General features: G+C 67.2%; 12 protein-coding genes, 1 tRNA gene and 1 rRNA gene. 6 read left to right on the top strand and 8 right to left on the bottom strand.

Going from position 1 to position 16,127, the window contains the following annotated elements; translation table 11 throughout:
• Together ACFVHY_RS20480 and ACFVHY_RS20475 are read right to left on the bottom strand one after the other, a co-directional pair.
• Positions 1 to 91, bottom strand: a 16S ribosomal RNA gene (locus ACFVHY_RS20480); the annotation flags it as partial.
• A gap of 796 nt (positions 92 to 887) precedes the next feature.
• Positions 888 to 964: transfer RNA gene (locus ACFVHY_RS20475), tRNA-Met, on the bottom strand.
• Between the two features lie 218 nt (positions 965 to 1,182).
• Here ACFVHY_RS20475 and ACFVHY_RS20470 point away from each other — a divergent pair.
• Positions 1,183 to 1,467: a hypothetical protein gene (locus tag ACFVHY_RS20470; RefSeq protein ID WP_058251883.1), complete on the top strand. Its 285-nt coding sequence runs from the start codon at positions 1,183 to 1,185 to the stop codon at positions 1,465 to 1,467.
• Positions 1,468 to 1,510: 43 nt separating this feature from the next.
• Here ACFVHY_RS20470 and ACFVHY_RS20465 read toward each other — a convergent pair whose 3' ends face one another.
• Positions 1,511 to 4,468, bottom strand: a complete 2,958-nt coding sequence (locus tag ACFVHY_RS20465; RefSeq protein ID WP_390275138.1) for a UPF0182 family protein — start codon at positions 4,466 to 4,468, stop codon at positions 1,511 to 1,513.
• 220 nt (positions 4,469 to 4,688) lie between these two features.
• Between ACFVHY_RS20465 and ACFVHY_RS20460 the strand changes: the two genes are divergently transcribed.
• Complete coding sequence (locus ACFVHY_RS20460) at positions 4,689 to 5,234, top strand: PPA1309 family protein (RefSeq protein ID WP_390275137.1); 546 nt, start codon at positions 4,689 to 4,691, stop codon at positions 5,232 to 5,234.
• 20 nt (positions 5,235 to 5,254) lie between these two features.
• Here the strand turns inward: ACFVHY_RS20460 and ACFVHY_RS20455 are convergent, their stop codons facing one another.
• A complete protein-coding gene (locus ACFVHY_RS20455) occupies positions 5,255 to 6,319 on the bottom strand; it encodes a PDZ domain-containing protein (RefSeq protein ID WP_390275136.1) in 1,065 nt (354 codons plus the stop codon).
• A gap of 123 nt (positions 6,320 to 6,442) precedes the next feature.
• Here ACFVHY_RS20455 and ACFVHY_RS20450 point away from each other — a divergent pair, with 123 nt between their 5' ends.
• The 3 genes from ACFVHY_RS20450 to ACFVHY_RS20440 all read left to right on the top strand — a co-directional run bounded on the left by ACFVHY_RS20450 (position 6,443) and on the right by ACFVHY_RS20440 (position 10,277).
• Entirely contained in the window at positions 6,443 to 7,915 is a 1,473-nt protein-coding gene (locus ACFVHY_RS20450; protein ID WP_390275134.1) for a zinc-dependent metalloprotease, read from the top strand.
• Between the two features lie 88 nt (positions 7,916 to 8,003).
• Complete coding sequence (locus ACFVHY_RS20445; protein ID WP_390275133.1) at positions 8,004 to 8,945, top strand: hypothetical protein; 942 nt, start codon at positions 8,004 to 8,006, stop codon at positions 8,943 to 8,945.
• Positions 8,946 to 8,960: 15 nt separating this feature from the next.
• A complete protein-coding gene (locus ACFVHY_RS20440) occupies positions 8,961 to 10,277 on the top strand; it encodes an AarF/ABC1/UbiB kinase family protein (RefSeq protein WP_058251887.1) in 1,317 nt (438 codons plus the stop codon).
• Positions 10,278 to 10,340: 63 nt separating this feature from the next.
• Here the strand turns inward: ACFVHY_RS20440 and ACFVHY_RS20435 are convergent, their stop codons facing one another.
• On the bottom strand, positions 10,341 to 10,631 hold the full coding sequence (locus ACFVHY_RS20435) for a WhiB family transcriptional regulator (RefSeq protein ID WP_058251888.1): 291 nt from the start codon (positions 10,629 to 10,631) through the stop codon (positions 10,341 to 10,343).
• A 610-nt stretch (positions 10,632 to 11,241) separates the two neighbouring features.
• The gene (locus tag ACFVHY_RS20430; protein ID WP_390275132.1) at positions 11,242 to 13,389 is read right to left on the bottom strand and encodes an ATP-dependent helicase; all 2,148 of its coding nucleotides are present in this window, start codon (positions 13,387 to 13,389) and stop codon (positions 11,242 to 11,244) included.
• Positions 13,390 to 13,470: 81 nt separating this feature from the next.
• Here ACFVHY_RS20430 and ACFVHY_RS20425 point away from each other — a divergent pair, with 81 nt between their 5' ends.
• A complete protein-coding gene (locus ACFVHY_RS20425) occupies positions 13,471 to 13,755 on the top strand; it encodes a mycoredoxin (protein WP_058251890.1) in 285 nt (94 codons plus the stop codon).
• Positions 13,756 to 14,060: 305 nt separating this feature from the next.
• Here ACFVHY_RS20425 and nudC read toward each other — a convergent pair whose 3' ends face one another.
• Positions 14,061 to 14,990 (bottom strand): NAD(+) diphosphatase, encoded by a 930-nt coding sequence (gene nudC, locus ACFVHY_RS20420; protein WP_390275131.1) that lies wholly within the window; start codon positions 14,988 to 14,990, stop codon positions 14,061 to 14,063.
• A gap of 43 nt (positions 14,991 to 15,033) precedes the next feature.
• Positions 15,034 to 16,104 carry a TrkA family potassium uptake protein gene (locus ACFVHY_RS20415; protein ID WP_058252009.1) on the bottom strand — a complete coding sequence of 357 codons (1,071 nt, stop codon included), beginning with the start codon at positions 16,102 to 16,104 and terminating at the stop codon, positions 15,034 to 15,036.
• Positions 16,105 to 16,127: the final 23 nt, after the last annotated feature.

The raw sequence follows: 16,127 nt of genomic DNA, 5'->3' as shown, positions 1-16,127 counted from the left end.
GTACCCAGCAAGCTGGGCCTTTCCGTTCGACTTGCATGTGTTAAGCACGCCGCCAGCGTTCGTCCTGAGCCAGGATCAAACTCTCCATGAAAAAACAGTGAAACAAAAACCAACCCCAAAAGGCCGGCGTTTCAACACAATCAGGAAAGCAAAACCTGACCAAAATAAACCTAGCAAAACGTGACACCCAGGACGAGGCCCGGACGCCACACAAAAAACAAACATCTACATCCACAACAGATGCACGATGCCACATTGGCATCAGACAATTCATCATCACACTATCGAGTTCTCAAAGAACACACACCCACCAGCTACCCACCCCAAATCAGGGCTCTCACCAGCAGACTTCGTATTCAACCTTGCCAGCCACCCCGTCTCCGAGGCAACTCTTCCAACCTACCAGACCCATCCCGCAGCCCGCAACCCCGAAGAATTCCGAACCCAGGAGAATCCAGCAACCCCGAACACTCTACCCGGAACACACGGTCCCGAACCAGAACAAACAAGGGGCGGTCAACGACAAACCCGGTCTCCACTCCCCGCCATCAGACCCTTCCAGATCCTCCGGGGCGGCGCCGTGGCTCGCTGACTCGACATAAGTTACGCACTGCCTTACCCGTCGTCAAATCGCCTGGTCAGAGTGGGTCCAATGCTCGATATGACGACCCGAAGGTGCAGACTTCGCACACTGTTCGGCCGGCACACCGGGCCGCGACTGCGCCACGGGGATCGACCAGAGCGCGTGATCCACCGCTGAAGCAGTCGCAACCGGGTCTGCCCGGTTGCCCGGTTGGGTTCCCGAAGCGTCGGGCTTGCCCCGCCTTCACAGGACCGCACATAGCAAGAACCCCCGCCCGGATGTCCCGGGCGGGGGTTCTTGGTGTTGGTAGCGGGGACAGGATTTGAACCTGCGACCTCTGGGTTATGAGCCCAGCGAGCTACCGAGCTGCTCCACCCCGCGTTGGTGAACACAACGTTACACACCGGTTTGTCAGCGATGCAAATCGATACTCCAACCCCACCCGACCTGGGGAAATGCCAGTGACGGCGGTCACTCGTACCTCGATTTCCCCAGGTGACGTGACGACCCGGACGACCCGTCCGTCGCCGCTGTTGAATGTGATGCCGGTCACATCCGGCGTACACTCGGCTCACGAGACGCCCCGCCGAGGAGGAACCATGAACACCCACCGCTTCCACCACGAGAGCCATGGGAACCATCCGATGAGTTTCGTCGGATTCGTCTTGGCACTGACCGGATTCGCCATGGCCGCGCTCTGGCTGGTCCACATGGCGGTCGGAAATGTCGGCCCCGCGATCATCTGCGGCCTGCTGATGGTCGCGGCTTTCACCACGGCGGTGTCGATCTTCTTCTCGCTGGGCCATCGGCACCACCACAGCCCGGTGCTCCCAGACAACACCCCCAACGAAACCGAGCGCTACCTGCGGAAATACCGCGGATAGCGGTATGACTCGCAGATAGCGCCCGGCCTGGGTCGTCGTTCGACTAGTTGGGAGCCGCCAGCGACTCGTAGCGGGCAACCGCCTGACTCAGCTGGTCGAGCGCCTCGCCGTACGCTGCGAAGTCGCCACTCTGCTGAGCCTGGCGGAGAGCCGTGATCGCGTCACTGATGGCGTTTGCCGCGTCGTCCCGCTCCGGCGAATCACCTTGCTGCGGAGGTTGATTCGGTGCCGGCGTGGGCGGTGCGGGCGTTCCGGCCTGGTCCGGCGCGGGCGGTGCCTGCTGATCGCCGGGGACCACTCCGGCAGCGGGCGTGATGCCGACCTGCCGCAGAGCCTCGCGGGTCGTGGGTGCATAACCGATCCCGGATACCCGGTCTGCCGATTCGAACCTCGTGATCACACGGAACAGACGGGGGAAGGCCTCTTCGCCCTGGGCCTGTGCGTACAACGGGACGACGTACAGGATGCCGTTGTCGCCCACCGGAAGCGTGAGGAGATTGCCGAAGGTCACCGTCGCCGTGTTCTCGAGCGACTTCAGTGATTCCGCCACCGTCCGGTCGGTGCGCATCGGGTTGAACGCCTGCTGCGGACCGGACCGTTGGGAGTTGCTGGGCAACTGCTTGACCGTCATCTGACCGTAGTTCTCGGGATTCGACGACACGGTCACATAGGCGCCCAGGATCGGTCGGTTGAGTCGCGTCAGCACCGAGGTCAGCTGGAACGTCGGCTCACCGCTCTCCGGATCCGAGGCCACGAAGTAGTACGGGGGCTGGTCCAGGCCGCGCTGCTCGGCGTCCGGGTCCGTCGGATCGGAGGGCACCGACCAGAAGTCGCTCGCCTGGAAGAACGTCTGGGGCGAATCGACGTGGTAGCGGGTCAGCAGCGACCGCTGGATCTTGAAGATGTCCTCGGGGTAGCGGACGTGATCCCGCAGGGAGGTCTGCGCGTCGAAGTCGGCGCGGGACTTGACCGTGCCCGGGAAGACCTCCATCCACGTCTTCAGCACCGGGTCGTCGGAGTCGAACTGATACAGCTCGACCTCGCCGGTGTAGGCATCGACGGTCGCCTTCACCGAGTTGCGCACGTAGGACACGGTCTTGTTGATCTGCGTCCGACCGGTCTGGCCCGGGTTGAGGTCCTGCGCGTCGGCGGTCGCGCTCTGCAACGACGTGGGCTGCGAGTAGGGGTAGTCGTCGAGGGTGGTGTAACCGTCGACGATCCACTTGATCGAGCCGTCCTCCATCACCGCGGGGTACGTCTTCGAATCGACCGTCAGCCACGGTGCGACCTGTTCGACGCGGTCCCGTGGGTCGCGGTTGTAGATGATCTTCGATGCCGAGTTGATCTCGCCCGAGAGCAGGAAGTTCCGCTCGGCGTACTTGCCGGCATAGAGGGCTCGGGCGAACCAGTTGCCGAGCGAGACTCCCGCCGGCCCCTGGTAGGTGTACTTGTCGTCGCCGATGTCGTGCTCACGAGCCTGCCCGTCGTCGGAACCGACGATCGCGTAATCCGGGTCGATCTTCGCAAGCAGTTCGCCGAAGTAGATGCGCGGCTGTGACACCTTGATCGGTGCGTCCCGCTTGTACTCCTCGGTCTGGTAGTTCGAGGTGTCGCTGACGTAGTAGAACGGATCGCCGCCACCGTCGACGTTGTTGACGTCCGTCGACTCCTTCACCCGGTTGGCCGGGGCGGCGACGAACCCGTCGCCGTGGGTGTACACGAGGTGCTTGTTCAGCCAGTTCTGCTGGTTTTCGAGATAGCGACTCGGATCGAGCTCGCGCACCGACACCACGAAGTCACGGAGCTCGCCGTCGATGCGATAGCGGTCGACCGCCAGCTGCGTCGGGAATCCGTAGAAGTTCTGCCGCTGCTGCTGCTGGATGAACGTCGGGGACACCACATTCGGGTCCAGGATCCGGACGTTCGACAGCGTCGGTTCATCGCTGTTCACCAGCGCCGGGTTTGCCGGTCCGGCGGTCCAGCCCGGCTGGGTGATGACCTTGTCCGGCCCAATCCCGTACGCCTCGCGGGTCGAGGTGATCGCGCGTTCTATGTACTCGGCTTCCTTCTGCGCGGCATTCGGCTTGACCGAGAACTGCTCCATCGTCAGCGGCCAGCCGACCCCGATGAGCAACGCGGAGAACAACATCAAGACGGTGGCCAGTGCCGGCACCCGCAGGTCGCGGAGCACGATCCCGGCGAAGAACGCCACCGCACAGATGATCGCGATCGCCATCAGGATGAGCTTCGACGGCAGCACCGCGTTGATGTCGGTGTAACTCGCCCCCGGGAAGATCTCGGCCTTCCGCTGACTGGACAGCAGGGTGTACCGGTCGAGCCAGTAGGCGGCCGCTTTCAGCAGCAGGAAGGTGCCCGCCAGCACCGCGAGCTGAATGCGTGCCGCGGTCGTGACCGAACCACCGCCTTGCCCCAGACGGATACCGCCGAACAGGTAGTGCGTGACCAGGTTCGCCAGGAAGGCCACCACGACCACGACGAACAGCAGGTTGAGCACGAAGCGGAAGAACGGCAGGTCGAAGGCGTAGAACCCGATGTCGAGATTGAACTGCGGGTCTGTCCGACCGAACGACTGGCCGTGCAGGAACATCTGGACGGTCGCCCAGGACCCCTGCGCGACCAGGCCGGCCAGGGCGCCGATGATCACCGCCGGGACGATGGCGAACCAGCGGACCTTGCCCATGATGGCCGTGCGGTACCGGGCGAGCGGATCGTTCGGGCCCGCGGTCGGTACGAACACCGGGCGGCTGCGGTACGCCAGGGAGACCGCCCCGAAGATGATGAGTCCGACGACGATCGTCGTGATCAGGAACAGGATCACGCGCGTCCAGATCACCTTGGTGAAGACGCTCGAATACCCGACGTCGGAGAACCAGAGCCAGTCGGTCGCGAGACCGATCAGGCGCGGCCCGACGAGCAACAGCACCAGGACGGCCACGCCGAGCCCGATGATGATCTTGCTCCTGCGTGACAGTGTCGGCATTCCCGCCGGCCCTCGGACGCCCACCAGACCCACTCTCCAAAGCTCTCAATCCGGACACCACCCGCGCACACGTGCCTGCTGGGCGTGGTGCCCACTGTACTGGCACCACCCGGGTGACCATCTCACTCGGGGCGCCCGCTCAACGATCGCCACACCTCGGCGGTTCCCGGGCGGGTTCGCAGACTCGCGGTCGCACCGCGATCCGGGGCAGGATGAGCACGTGCCCGACCTCCCGACGACCCCACGCGCCTTCTCCACCGACGATCTCGGCAGCGCGTTGAACGAGATCATCGAACACCTCGACTCCCGTGGCTGGGGTCAGTCACCGACCGTGTTCGCGCTGGCGCCGACCGACCTCCTCCACGCACAGCTTCCCGAGGTGATCGCCGACGACGGTTCGGTGTTCACCCCGGTGGAGGAAGACGTCGACGACCTCGACGAGTTCCTCGCCTCGGCGGTCTGGCCAGAGGAGGTCGCCGGGGCGGCGGTGAGTATGGAGATCGTCATCGCCGATCCCGAGGACGACGACGACCGGACGCCCCGCTTCGTGGTCACCGACACCGGCGATCACCAGCCGGGCGAGGAGGTTGCGCGGCTGGTGGTCGGGGTGCTGCGCACCGGCGCCGATCTCGCGCTGATGCGCCTTCGACCCGAACCCGACGGGGAACCCGAACTACTGACCCACCCGCAACTGGCGCTCGAACTGCGGGCCGCGCTGCGCGACACCTTCGCTCCCGATCTACCGGAGTCGTCCGACCGGGGCTGACGCGGCAGTCCTGGCGAGCCTCAGCAGCTCGGCGCCGGACGGCCCGCGCCGACCGCGTTCAGCGCGTCGACAGCGCCCTCGAGGGTGTCGACCTTCACCAGCTCCAATCCGTCCGGTCGCTCCGAGACCGCCTCGGCACAGTTGCGGGCCGGGACCAGGAAGACGGTCGCGCCGGCGTCGCGGGCGGCCCGGGTCTTGTGCGTGATCCCGCCGATGGGACCGACAACCCCCTCGTCGGTGATCGTGCCGGTGCCCGCGATGAACTTGCCGGAGGTCAGCTCGCCGGGACTCAGCTGGTCGATGACCGCGAGTGCCAGCATCATCCCCGCCGACGGTCCACCGATGTCCCCCACGTTGTAGGTGACCTCGAGGCGCGGATCGGCATCGACCACCTCCGGAACGACGCCCAGATACCCGGCCTCGGAGTCGGCCGGATGCGTGCCGAGGGTCACCGACACGGTCTGCCGGGCACCGGCGCGGACGATCTCGATGGGCAGGACGGTCCCCGGCGGATTGTCGCCGACGACCTTCCGTAGCTGTTCACCCGTTTCCACCGGCACGCCGCCGGCCGCCACGACCTCGTCGCCTGCGCGCAGCACGTCTACCGCGGGCCCGTCGGGTGCGACGCTCGCGATGCGCAACGCGGTGGGACGATCGAGGTAACGGAGCGCGGCGACCGTCGCGTTCTCCTCGGACCCCGTCATCTGCTGCGCGTTCTCCTCCTGAACCTGCTCGGTGGTGCGGTCGGGCGGATAGACCTGGTCGCGCGGCGTGAGCGAGTAGGTGCCCGACACCCACATGCCCAGAGCGTCGAACAGCGAGATCCCGTCCCGCACCGAGACGGTGGTGAGGTTGAGGTGGCCGGTCGTCGGATCGGTCGGCGCACCGTCGATCTGCACGACCTTGCGCTCCACCACTGCCCCGTCGTCGTCCACCTTCGTCGTGCCCAGGGTGTTGAGCGTGGGTCCGGGCCCGAGCGCGGCGTAGGGCACCTGCACCTGCGTGCCGAGCACCAGCAACGCCAGCAGAACCACGGTGGAGACCGCGGCCGCGGCGATTCTCCGGAATCGGGGGCTCGAACTCATTCCGCACACGATAGTGCCCCGCAGCGACCACGAGTCGGATGCGCCGGCGACCATGAGCCGACTACGCGCAGGGCGAACAGTCGTCGCCGTTTGCGGGCCTCACCGGGCGGTACGGTGGAACCCATGAGTGATCTGCCCTTCGGCTTCTCGTCGTCCGGTGACGGCGATGACGACCGCGACAAGAACAGCGGTGACAAGAACAAGCCGGGCGACAATCCCGGTGGCAACCCGTTCGGCGGGGCCAACCCGTTCGGATTCGGGGGCGGGCAGGGGTTCGGAGGCGGCCCCGGCGGCGACTTCGACCCCTCGAAGTTCGATCCCAACATGATCGGCCAGATGTTCTCGCAACTGGGCAGCATGTTCAGCGGTATGGGCGCGGGCATGGCGGGCGGCGGAAACGGTCCGGTGAACTACTCGGTCGCGACCAATCTCGCCCGCCAGCAGATCGGTTCGTTCACCCCGATCCTCGAGAAGGAGATCTCGGCCTCGGCCGATGCCGTCCGGCTCGCCGACGTCTGGCTCGACGACGCGACGAATTTCCCCAGCGGCGTCACCCAGACGGTGGCGTGGACACCGGTCCAATGGCTCGAGGAGTCGATGGACACGTGGAAGGGTCTCTGCGACCCGGTCGCCGAGCAGCTGGCCCGGACCTGGCAGGACAACCTCCCCGCCGAGGCGGCCCAGTTCGCCGGCCCGATGATCGGGATGCTGACCCAGATGAGCGGCATGGCGTTCGGCACCCAGCTCGGACAGGGGCTCGGTCAGCTCGCCAAGGAGGTGCTGACGTCGACCGACGTCGGGCTGCCGCTGGCGCCCGAGGGGATCGCCGTCCTGCTCCCCGAGGCGATCGCCAAGTTCGCCGAGGGTCTGGAACAACCGGCGCAGGAGATCATCGTCTTCCTCGCCGCGCGCGAGGCCGCCCATGTGCGCCTGTTCACCCACGTCGGCTGGCTGCGTCAGCGGTTGCTGACCACCGTCGAGGAATACGCCCGCGGCATCAGTATCGATTTCAGCGGCATCACCGATGCCACCGCCGGGATCGACCCGACCCAATTGCTTTCCGACCCTTCGAAACTCGAGGAGATCATCAGTTCGTCGACGTCGTTCGAGCCGACCACGACACCTGAGCAGAAAGCGGCACTCGGCCGTCTCGAGACCCTGCTCGCCCTGATCGAGGGCTGGGTGGAGCAGATCGTGACCCGAGCGCTCGGCGACCGGATCCCGAGTACCGGGGCACTCACCGAGACGATGCGGCGCCGGCGCGCGTCGGGCGGGCCGGCCGAGCAGACATTCGCAACCCTCGTCGGTCTCGAGCTACGGCCCCGCAAGGTCCGCGAGGCCTCGGAGCTGTGGCGCCGCGCGCTGGAGGCCACCGACGTCGCGACCAGGGACGGCGTGTGGGCGCACCCGGATCTGCTGCCGGATGCCGACGACCTCGACAACCCTGCGGGTTTCATCGACCGGCTCCTGGGCGGCGACGACCTCGACGACCCGATCGCACAGCTCGAGAAGACGATCGCCGAGGAGAAGGCGCGCGACGCCACCGACGAGTCCCGGAGCGAGGACGGCGACGACTCGGCACGAGGCGGATCGTAGGAATCCACACCACCGGTGGAACACGCCATGCTGTGGATAACCTGCTCGCCGAGCGCCCGCGACGGCGTTCGGCTGGCAGAGTTGCCGCATGTCGCCAGCCCGGACGAGTTCCAGCGCCATCTCGGTGTCCCCCTGCGCTGTTCCGCCCGCGGTCCCGCGCCTGCTCCCGGGGACGCCCGTCATCGTCCAGCCGGGCAACTCGGTCCGCGTGGGCATCGATCCGGCCGACAGCCTGCTCCTCGACTTCGACGCCTCGGTGTCGGCGTACTCCGTCGCCGGGCTGCTTCGATCGTTGGAGGATCCATGCACGGCGGACACCTTCGCTCGCCGCGCCCGACGGGCCGGCCTCCACGACGACGACCTCGATCTGGTCCTGAGCAGTTTGGTGTCGGCCGGCCGAGCGGTTGTCGACCGCCCGCCCACGGCCGCGGAGTTCCACATCCTGATCCATGGCCAGGGGCCGATCAGCGAACAGCTGTCGAATTCGTTGCGCGGCATGGGTTTGTCAGCTCGACGGACGATGCGGCGGCTACCCGACGGGACGCTCGATGCCGTCGACACCGACCTGGTGATCCTGACCGACTTCGTCGTCCACGATCCGCGGGTGGTGTTCGCACTGACCCGCGCCCGGATCCCCCATCTGCTGGTCCGGGTCCGCGACGGGGTGGGCATCGTCGGCCCACTGGTGCTCCCCGGACTGTCGAGTTGCCTCATGTGCGCCGACCGTCACCGGTCCGACGCGGACCCAGAATGGCCGGCCCTGGCCGTCCAGTTGATCCGGACATCGGGTCAGGCGAGCCCGGCCGTCGTGGCGATGACCGCCGCGGTGGCCCACTCGCAGATCGAGCAATTGGTGAAGGCCGTACGCGACCGGCCGCATGTGGAGCCGCGACCCGATCCGCAGCTGCTGGACCGTGTGTTGGAGCTCCGAGATGACCCGACGCGGCTGGACATCAGACAATGGTCGCCGCACCCGGCCTGCGATTGTCGTCCCGCCCCGGATCAGCAAGCCAGGTCGTCTATTGTGTGACGCGGAAAGGAAGCTATGACCGACATCACCAAAGGACAGGGTCGCCGCAACGCGAAACTGGCCTCTCTTCCGATCGGTATGGCCGGGCGGGCTGCTGCCGGTTTCGGCAAGCGCATGGTCGGCAGGGACAAGGACGAGGTCAACCAGGAGCTCCTGGAGAAGTCCGCCGAACAACTGTTCGCCGTTCTCGGCGAACTCAAGGGCGGCGCCATGAAGGTCGGGCAGGCGCTCTCGATCATGGAAGCCGCGATCCCCGACGAGTTCGGCGAGCCGTTCCGCGAAGCGCTCACCAAGTTGCAGGCCGACGCCCCGCCCATGCCGGCCGCGAAGGTCCACAAGGTGCTCGACCAGCAGCTCGGCACCCGGTGGCGCGAGCGTTTTCGGGAATTCTCCGACGAGCCCGCGGCATCGGCGTCGATCGGACAGGTACACAAGGGAATCTGGTCCGACGGCCGTGAGGTCGCGGTCAAGGTCCAGTACCCCGGGGCCGACCACGCACTGAAGGCCGATCTGAAGACCCTGTCCCGCATGTCCGGACTCCTGCAGCGCCTGTCCCCCGGCACCGACGTCAAGGCGATGATGGACGAACTCATCGACCGGACCGAGGCCGAACTCGATTATCTCGGCGAGGCCGACAATCAGCGCGCCTTCGCCAAGGCCTACGACGGCCATCCCGACTTCCTCATCCCCAAGGTCGTCGCGAGTGCACCCAAGGTCGTCGTCTCGGAGTGGGTCGACGGCGTTCCGCTGTCGAAGATCATCACCACCGGGGACCAGCAGACCCGCGACGACGCCGCCGCGAAGATGGCCGAATTCGAGGTCAGCTCGCCGTACCGGGTCGGACTCCTCCACGGCGATCCGCATCCGGGCAACTTCTTCCGGGCCACCGACGGGCGGTTCGGCGTACTCGACTTCGGGGCGGTCGGCCACTATCCGGAAGGCCTCCCGCCCGAGACCGGACCGATTCTCCGTCTGGCGCGGGACAAGAAGTACGACGAACTCAAAGAACTCATGATCTCCGCCGAGTTCATCCGCCCGTCCCACGCGAACAAGGTGACGAGTGCCGACCTCGAGGCCTACCTGCGTCCCTACGTCGATCCCCTCTACAGCGAGTCGTTCCACTTCACCCGGAAGTGGATGCAGCGAGCCGCGGGCAAGGCCACCGACGTCCGCGGCGAGGTGTACAAGACGTCACGAAACCTGAACGTGCCCAAGCGTTTCGTGATGGTTTTCCGCGTGCTCGGGGGCTGCGTCGGCATCGCCTCGCAGCTCGAGGCGCATGCCCCGTACCGGGCCATCATGGAGGAGTGGGTCCCCGGCCTGGGCGACTGACACCACCCCGCAGACACGACACCGACGCCGCGAGCATTTCTGCTCGCGGCGTCGGTGTTGTTGTCATGCAACGTTCTTACGCGGGCGACCGCGGGGACGCTTGCGTGCGATGACGGCTCCGCGCTCGAAGATCTCGCCTCCCCAGACCCCCCAGGGCTCGGATCGATCGAGTGCGGCCTGCAGGCACTGGGCCCGCAACGGGCATTCGGCGCACATGGCCTTGGCACGCTCGAGGTCACGGGGGTCTTCGGCGAACCACAGATCTGCGTCGGCGACCTGGCAGGGCAGGTCGAGCCGGGCGGTCGCTGCGCGGTCCGCCGACATACAGGACTCGAGGACGCATTCGACAGTCATTGGTTTCTCCACATCTGCTCGTTTGGGGTGTTGAACCCGAGTCCTCGATGTGGCTCTGTGTCCGAGACCCCTGGATCGGGGTGGAGATTCGGTGACAGAAAAAGAGGGCCACGGGTGTCGCCTCTGCGATTCGCCCGTGGCCCGGAATGTCTCGGAGATCTAACTCCGGGAACTTCGGAACAGAACGGGGAACCGACGCGGCGCGGGTGCTACTGCTGCTGCGGGCGGTGCGATTCGCGCGACGCGCGCTTCGGCTGCCAGGTGCAGAGCCGCCGGCAGGACGGCGACCGGGCGTGCAAAGCTCGTGCACGCTCGGGCGACCGGCATCCAGGAGCGGGTGCGACCGGTACGCGCGATGGCGGGCTGATTCGGCTTCAGCGCATGCAATTTCGGCGCATGCGTGTCGGCTGCTCTCAGGTTCGCCGCAGACTGGCAGATGCCGGCCTGGCTCACGGTGATTCCGTTCACTGATCCACTCCCTTCTGGTCTCGTGGCTTTCCGCGTTCGTGTCGGTCGTCGGTGACTGTGGCGGGCTGGTGTGACGGACGCACACAACCCATCCCCGTACTGACGGGACTCAGAATAGACGCTGGGCCGAAACCCGCACAACCTATTTTTGACCTGCGGTTTTGACGAGTTCGATGATGTCGGCGCCGTACTCGTCGACCTTCTTCGCCCCGATTCCCGAGATCGCCACCAGCGCAGCGGTATCGGTCGGTCGTTGCTCGGCGATCGCGGTGAGCGTCTTGTCGGAGAAGACGACGAAGGCCGGCACCTTTTTCTCCTGGGCCCGCTCGCGACGCCACTCCTTGAGCGAGACCAACAGTCCTTCGTCCAGATCCGACGGGCACCCGGCGCAGCGACCGAGCAGCGTCGCGGTCGAATCCATCAACCGGGAACCGCAGACCCGGCACGTCGGTCCGCGGCGGGGCGCGCGCTCCTTCGCGATCGGCGACGCGGGCGAGTCGTCGGGCACGAGGTCGGCGAGGAACCGCGAGCGACGCCGGGCACGGCCGCCCTCGTTGCGGGCCAGGGCCCACGACAGGTGCAGGTGCTCGCGGGCACGCGTGACTCCGACATAGAACAGTCGCCGCTCTTCCTCGACCTCTTCCCAGGAGCCCTTGATCGCCTGGCTGATGGGCAGCGACCCGTCGGTGAGTCCGACGAGGAACACCGAATCCCACTCGAGTCCCTTGGCCGCGTGCAGCGACGACAACGTCACGCCCTGCACCGTCGGGGGATGGCGCGCCTCGGCGCGGGCGGCGAGTTCGGCCGACAGTTGCGGCAGCGTCAGTTCCGGGTTCTCGGCGACCATGTCCTCGGTCAGCTGGACCAGCGCTTTCAGTGATTCCCACCGGCTACGCGCCTGCGCACCGGACGGCTGCTCCTCGCTGAGACCCAGCTCGCCCAGCACTGCGCGCACGACGTCGAGGATCTCCACGTCGGGTCTGACCTCGCGGCCAGCGACCGTCGCGAGCTGCCGCATGGCCTGCCGGACCTCGGTGCGCGCGAAGAACGCCTCGCCGCCGCGCACCTGGTACGGGATGCCCACCTCGGTCAGGGCCTGCTCGTAGTTCTCGGACTGTGCGTTGACGCGGTACAGGATCGCGATCTCGGCGGGCGCGACCCCCGATCTGATGAGGTGTTTGATCTCGATGGCGATCGCCGTCGCGGCGGCGGGCTCGTCGTCGTACTCGGCGAACTGCGGCGCCGGCCCGGGCGGGCGCTGTCCGATGAGCTGCAGGCGGGTTCCCGCGATGCGTCCCCGGGCGGCGCCGATGACGCGGTTCGCCAGATCGACGACCTGCGGGGTGGACCGGTAGTCACGCTCGAGACGGACGACCGTCGCCTCCGGGAACCGGCGACTGAAATCCAAGAGATGGTTCGGCGAGGCACCCGTGAACGTGTAGATCGTCTGGTTGGCGTCACCGACGACCGTCAGGTCGTCGCGTTCCCCGAGCCAGGCGTCGAGCAGACCCTGCTGCACCGGCGTCACGTCCTGGTACTCGTCGACGACGAAACATCGGTACCGCGAACGGAATTCGTCCGCGGCACCCGGTTCGACGGTGAGGATCTGGGTCATGTAGATGAGCATGTCGTCGAAATCGAGCAACCGGTCCCCGTCGGGCGAGACCTTGGCGTCCTCGTAGTGCCCGTACACGGCCGCGACCTTCGGCGGCGGTGCCGGGGACTCGCGGCCGAGTCGGCCGACCGCCTCGACGTAGTTCTCCGGTGAGATCAGCGAGGCCTTGGCCCACTCGATCTCCGACGACAGGTCTCGCAGCGTGTCGGTCGAGGTGTCGAGGCCGGAGCGACGGGCTGCCCGCGAGATGAGCGGGAACTTGTTGTCCAGGAGCTCCCACCGGGCGTCCCCGAAGGCACGGGGCCAGAAGTACCGCAGCTGACGCATGGCGGCCGCGTGGAAGGTCTGGGCCGCGACGCTGCCCCCCGAACCGCCGACACCGAGACTGCGCAGGCGGGTGCGCATCTCGCCGGCGGCGCGGGCGGTGAAGGTGACCGCCAGGACCTGGCCGGGATTGACCTGGCCGGTGTCGACGAGGTGGGCGATGCGCCTCGTGATGGTCCGGGTCTTGCCCGTGCCCGCCCCGGCCAGCACGCACACCGGTCCGCGCGGCGCCAGGACGGCGGCGCTCTGCTCGGGATCGAGTCCCTCGACCGCGCCGCCACTCGCCGACACCGCGGCACGACGCGGGGACTCGGGTTTCGCGGCAGAAGTCGGATGAGGCACGGCGTCCACTATGTCACCAACCACCGACGCCGCCGGCAGGCGAACAACGCGGACGGGAACAGCAGGCCCGGACATGGTGTTATGGGACCCATGAGCAACGTGATCGACGACGAGGCCGGCGCCCGCACCTCCGACTCCGGAGAACTGACCATGTACACCACGTCGTGGTGCGGCTTCTGCGCCCGCCTCAAGCGCGGCCTCAAGAGCAGCGGTATCAGCTGGCAGGAGATCGACATCGAGCTGAACCCGGACGCCGCCGAATTCGTGGGCAGCGTGAACGGCGGCAATCACGTCGTCCCGACCGTCCTCTACGCCGACGGCACCACCGCCACCAACCCGTCGATCGCCGACGTGAAGGCGAAGCTGGGCGTCTGACGCGCGTTCAGCGTCAGCACCGCTCCCTGAGGAGCGAGCCTGCGAGCGTCAATCTCCGCTCCCTGAGGAGCGAGCCTGCGAGCGTCAGTCTCCGCTCCCTGAGGAGGCCGGAGCTTGCGGAGGCCGTCACGAAGGGTCTTGGCGACGTCATCTCACCAGGACCCTTCGTGGCTCGTCGCTAACGCTCCTCGCACCTCAGGGAGCAATGGCTATGTCGTTCCTTCGGATTAGGGATCAGATTAGGGATCAGACCAGGGTCATGCAGTTTTCGGACTAGCGAGCAGTGGGCGTGCGGCTCCTTCGGATCAGGGACCAGAGGCCGCCCAGGCCTCGATCATCGAACGAGCGATGGAGATCGATCCGGGGAGGCGCAGACGGTCGGCGTCGTCGGAACCCGGCGCCTCGGCGCGGGACCAGCCGTCGCCCCGGGCCAGCGCCGCCCGGACCTCGTCGCGGTGGAACCACTGCGCATCGCCGATCTCGCCGTCGAGGAACGCCAGCTCGTCGGCCGGGTCGCCGAGCGCCGCGAAGCCCAGCATCAGCGACCGCGGGAACGGCCACGGCTGACTGCCGAGGTAGCGCGGTTCGCGCACCACGATCCCGACCTCCTCGTACACCTCGCGCAGGACGCACTGTTCGAGCGACTCCCCCGGCTCGACGAAGCCGGCCAGCGTCGAATACCAACCCTGCGGCCACACCGACTGGCGGCCGAGCAGGATGCGATCGGCGCCGTCGTGGACGACGGTGATGATCGCCGGGTCGGTCCGCGGGAACTCGTCGCGGCCGGAATCCACACTGCGCCGGACCCAACCGCCGCGGGCCGGCCGGGTGACGGAACCGTCGACCGGTGAATGACTCGCGGTCGCATGCCAGTTCAGGATTCCCAGGGCGGTCGCGAGGAGCCCCGCCTCGTCGGCGGACAGTCGCGTCGCACCGCGCCGGGCGTCATCGGTCGGCCCGTCGATGTGGTCCACCCGGCGCGTCCACAGGTCGGCTCCACCGGCGCCGCCCGACCCGTCGAAGCCGAGGATCACCGCATCCCCCGGCGGCGCCTCGGCCACGGTCGGAGCCGCAACCCAGTGCAGCGCACCGGAATCGGTGACCGGATAGCGGCCGGCCGCGTCGATCAACAGCACCTTGGCCGTCGGCCAACCGGCGGCCATCCGCTCGGCATCGTCGCGGATCGCGTCCGCGCGGTCGAACACCGCCCGCGACAGCAGCGGCGGCTGGGGCATGTCGAAATGCACGGTGACACGGCCTTTCTCGATGACGGAACGATCAGTCGTCGTTGGGGTTGGTGCGGACGTACAGCAGCCGGTCACCGACTTCGATCTGTTCGACCTCGCTGTCGTCGACGCGGTGCAGCACACCGTTCCGCACGACACCCAGGACGATGTCGCGGGTGTGCGCGGGCGATCCGCCGGTCTCGGTCGGGTCGACCTCGCGTTCGGCGATGGCATATCCGGCGTCCGGGGTGAGGAGGTCCTCGATCACCTCGACCACCGACGGGGTCATCGTCGCGATCCCGAGGAGGCGGCCGGCGGTCTCCGACGACACCACCACCGAGTTGGCGCCGGACTGGCGCATCAGGTGGGTGTTCTCCGACTCCCGGATCGACGCGACGATCTTCGCCCGTGGATTGAGTTCGCGGGCGGTGAGCGTGGCGAGGACTGCGGTGTCGTCGCGGCTGGTGGCGACGACGATGCTGGCGGCGTGCGCGACACCGGCGAGGCGGAGCACATCCGACTTGGTGGCGTCGCCGCGCACGGTGACCAGCCCGTCGGAGGCGGCTGCCTCGAGCACGGTGGCGTCCGCGTCGACGACGACGATCTCGGAGGGCTTGATGCCGTCGCCCCGCATGGCGTCCACCGCGGTGCGGCCCTTGGTGCCGTAGCCGATGACCACGGTGTGATTGCGCACGGTATTCCTCCAACGCTGGATCTTGAGCGCCTGGCGCGACCGTTCGGTGAGCACCTCGAGGGTGGTACCGATCAGCACGATCAGGAACAGCACGCGCAACGGCGTGATGATGACGAGGTTGATGAAACGGGCGAACGGGGTGATCGGTGTGATGTCGCCGTAGCCGGTCGTGGAGAGGGTCACCGCGGAGTAGTAGAGCGCGTCCAGGTACGACAACTCGTTGTCCTGGGCATCGCGATAGCCGGCGCGATCCAGCCAGACCACGACCGAGGTGAACAGCAGTGCCAGGGTCGCCCAGAAGACGCGCCGACCGATCGCCCGGCTCGGGCTCTGCTGGAGTTCGGGGATGCGGACGACGCCGACCAGTGCGTGGTCGGGCCGGTTGGCCAGCTCGGTACCGCCGAAGCGTCGGCGCAGACGGTTAGCCACCGGCACGCACGCGCACGTCGAGT

This window comes from Gordonia sp. NPDC127522 (assembly GCF_042672305.1).
GTDB classification, from domain to species: domain Bacteria; phylum Actinomycetota; class Actinomycetes; order Mycobacteriales; family Mycobacteriaceae; genus Gordonia; species Gordonia hongkongensis.
The sequence above is the reverse complement of the archived record's forward strand: the minus strand, read 5'-3'. Positions and strand labels throughout refer to the sequence as shown.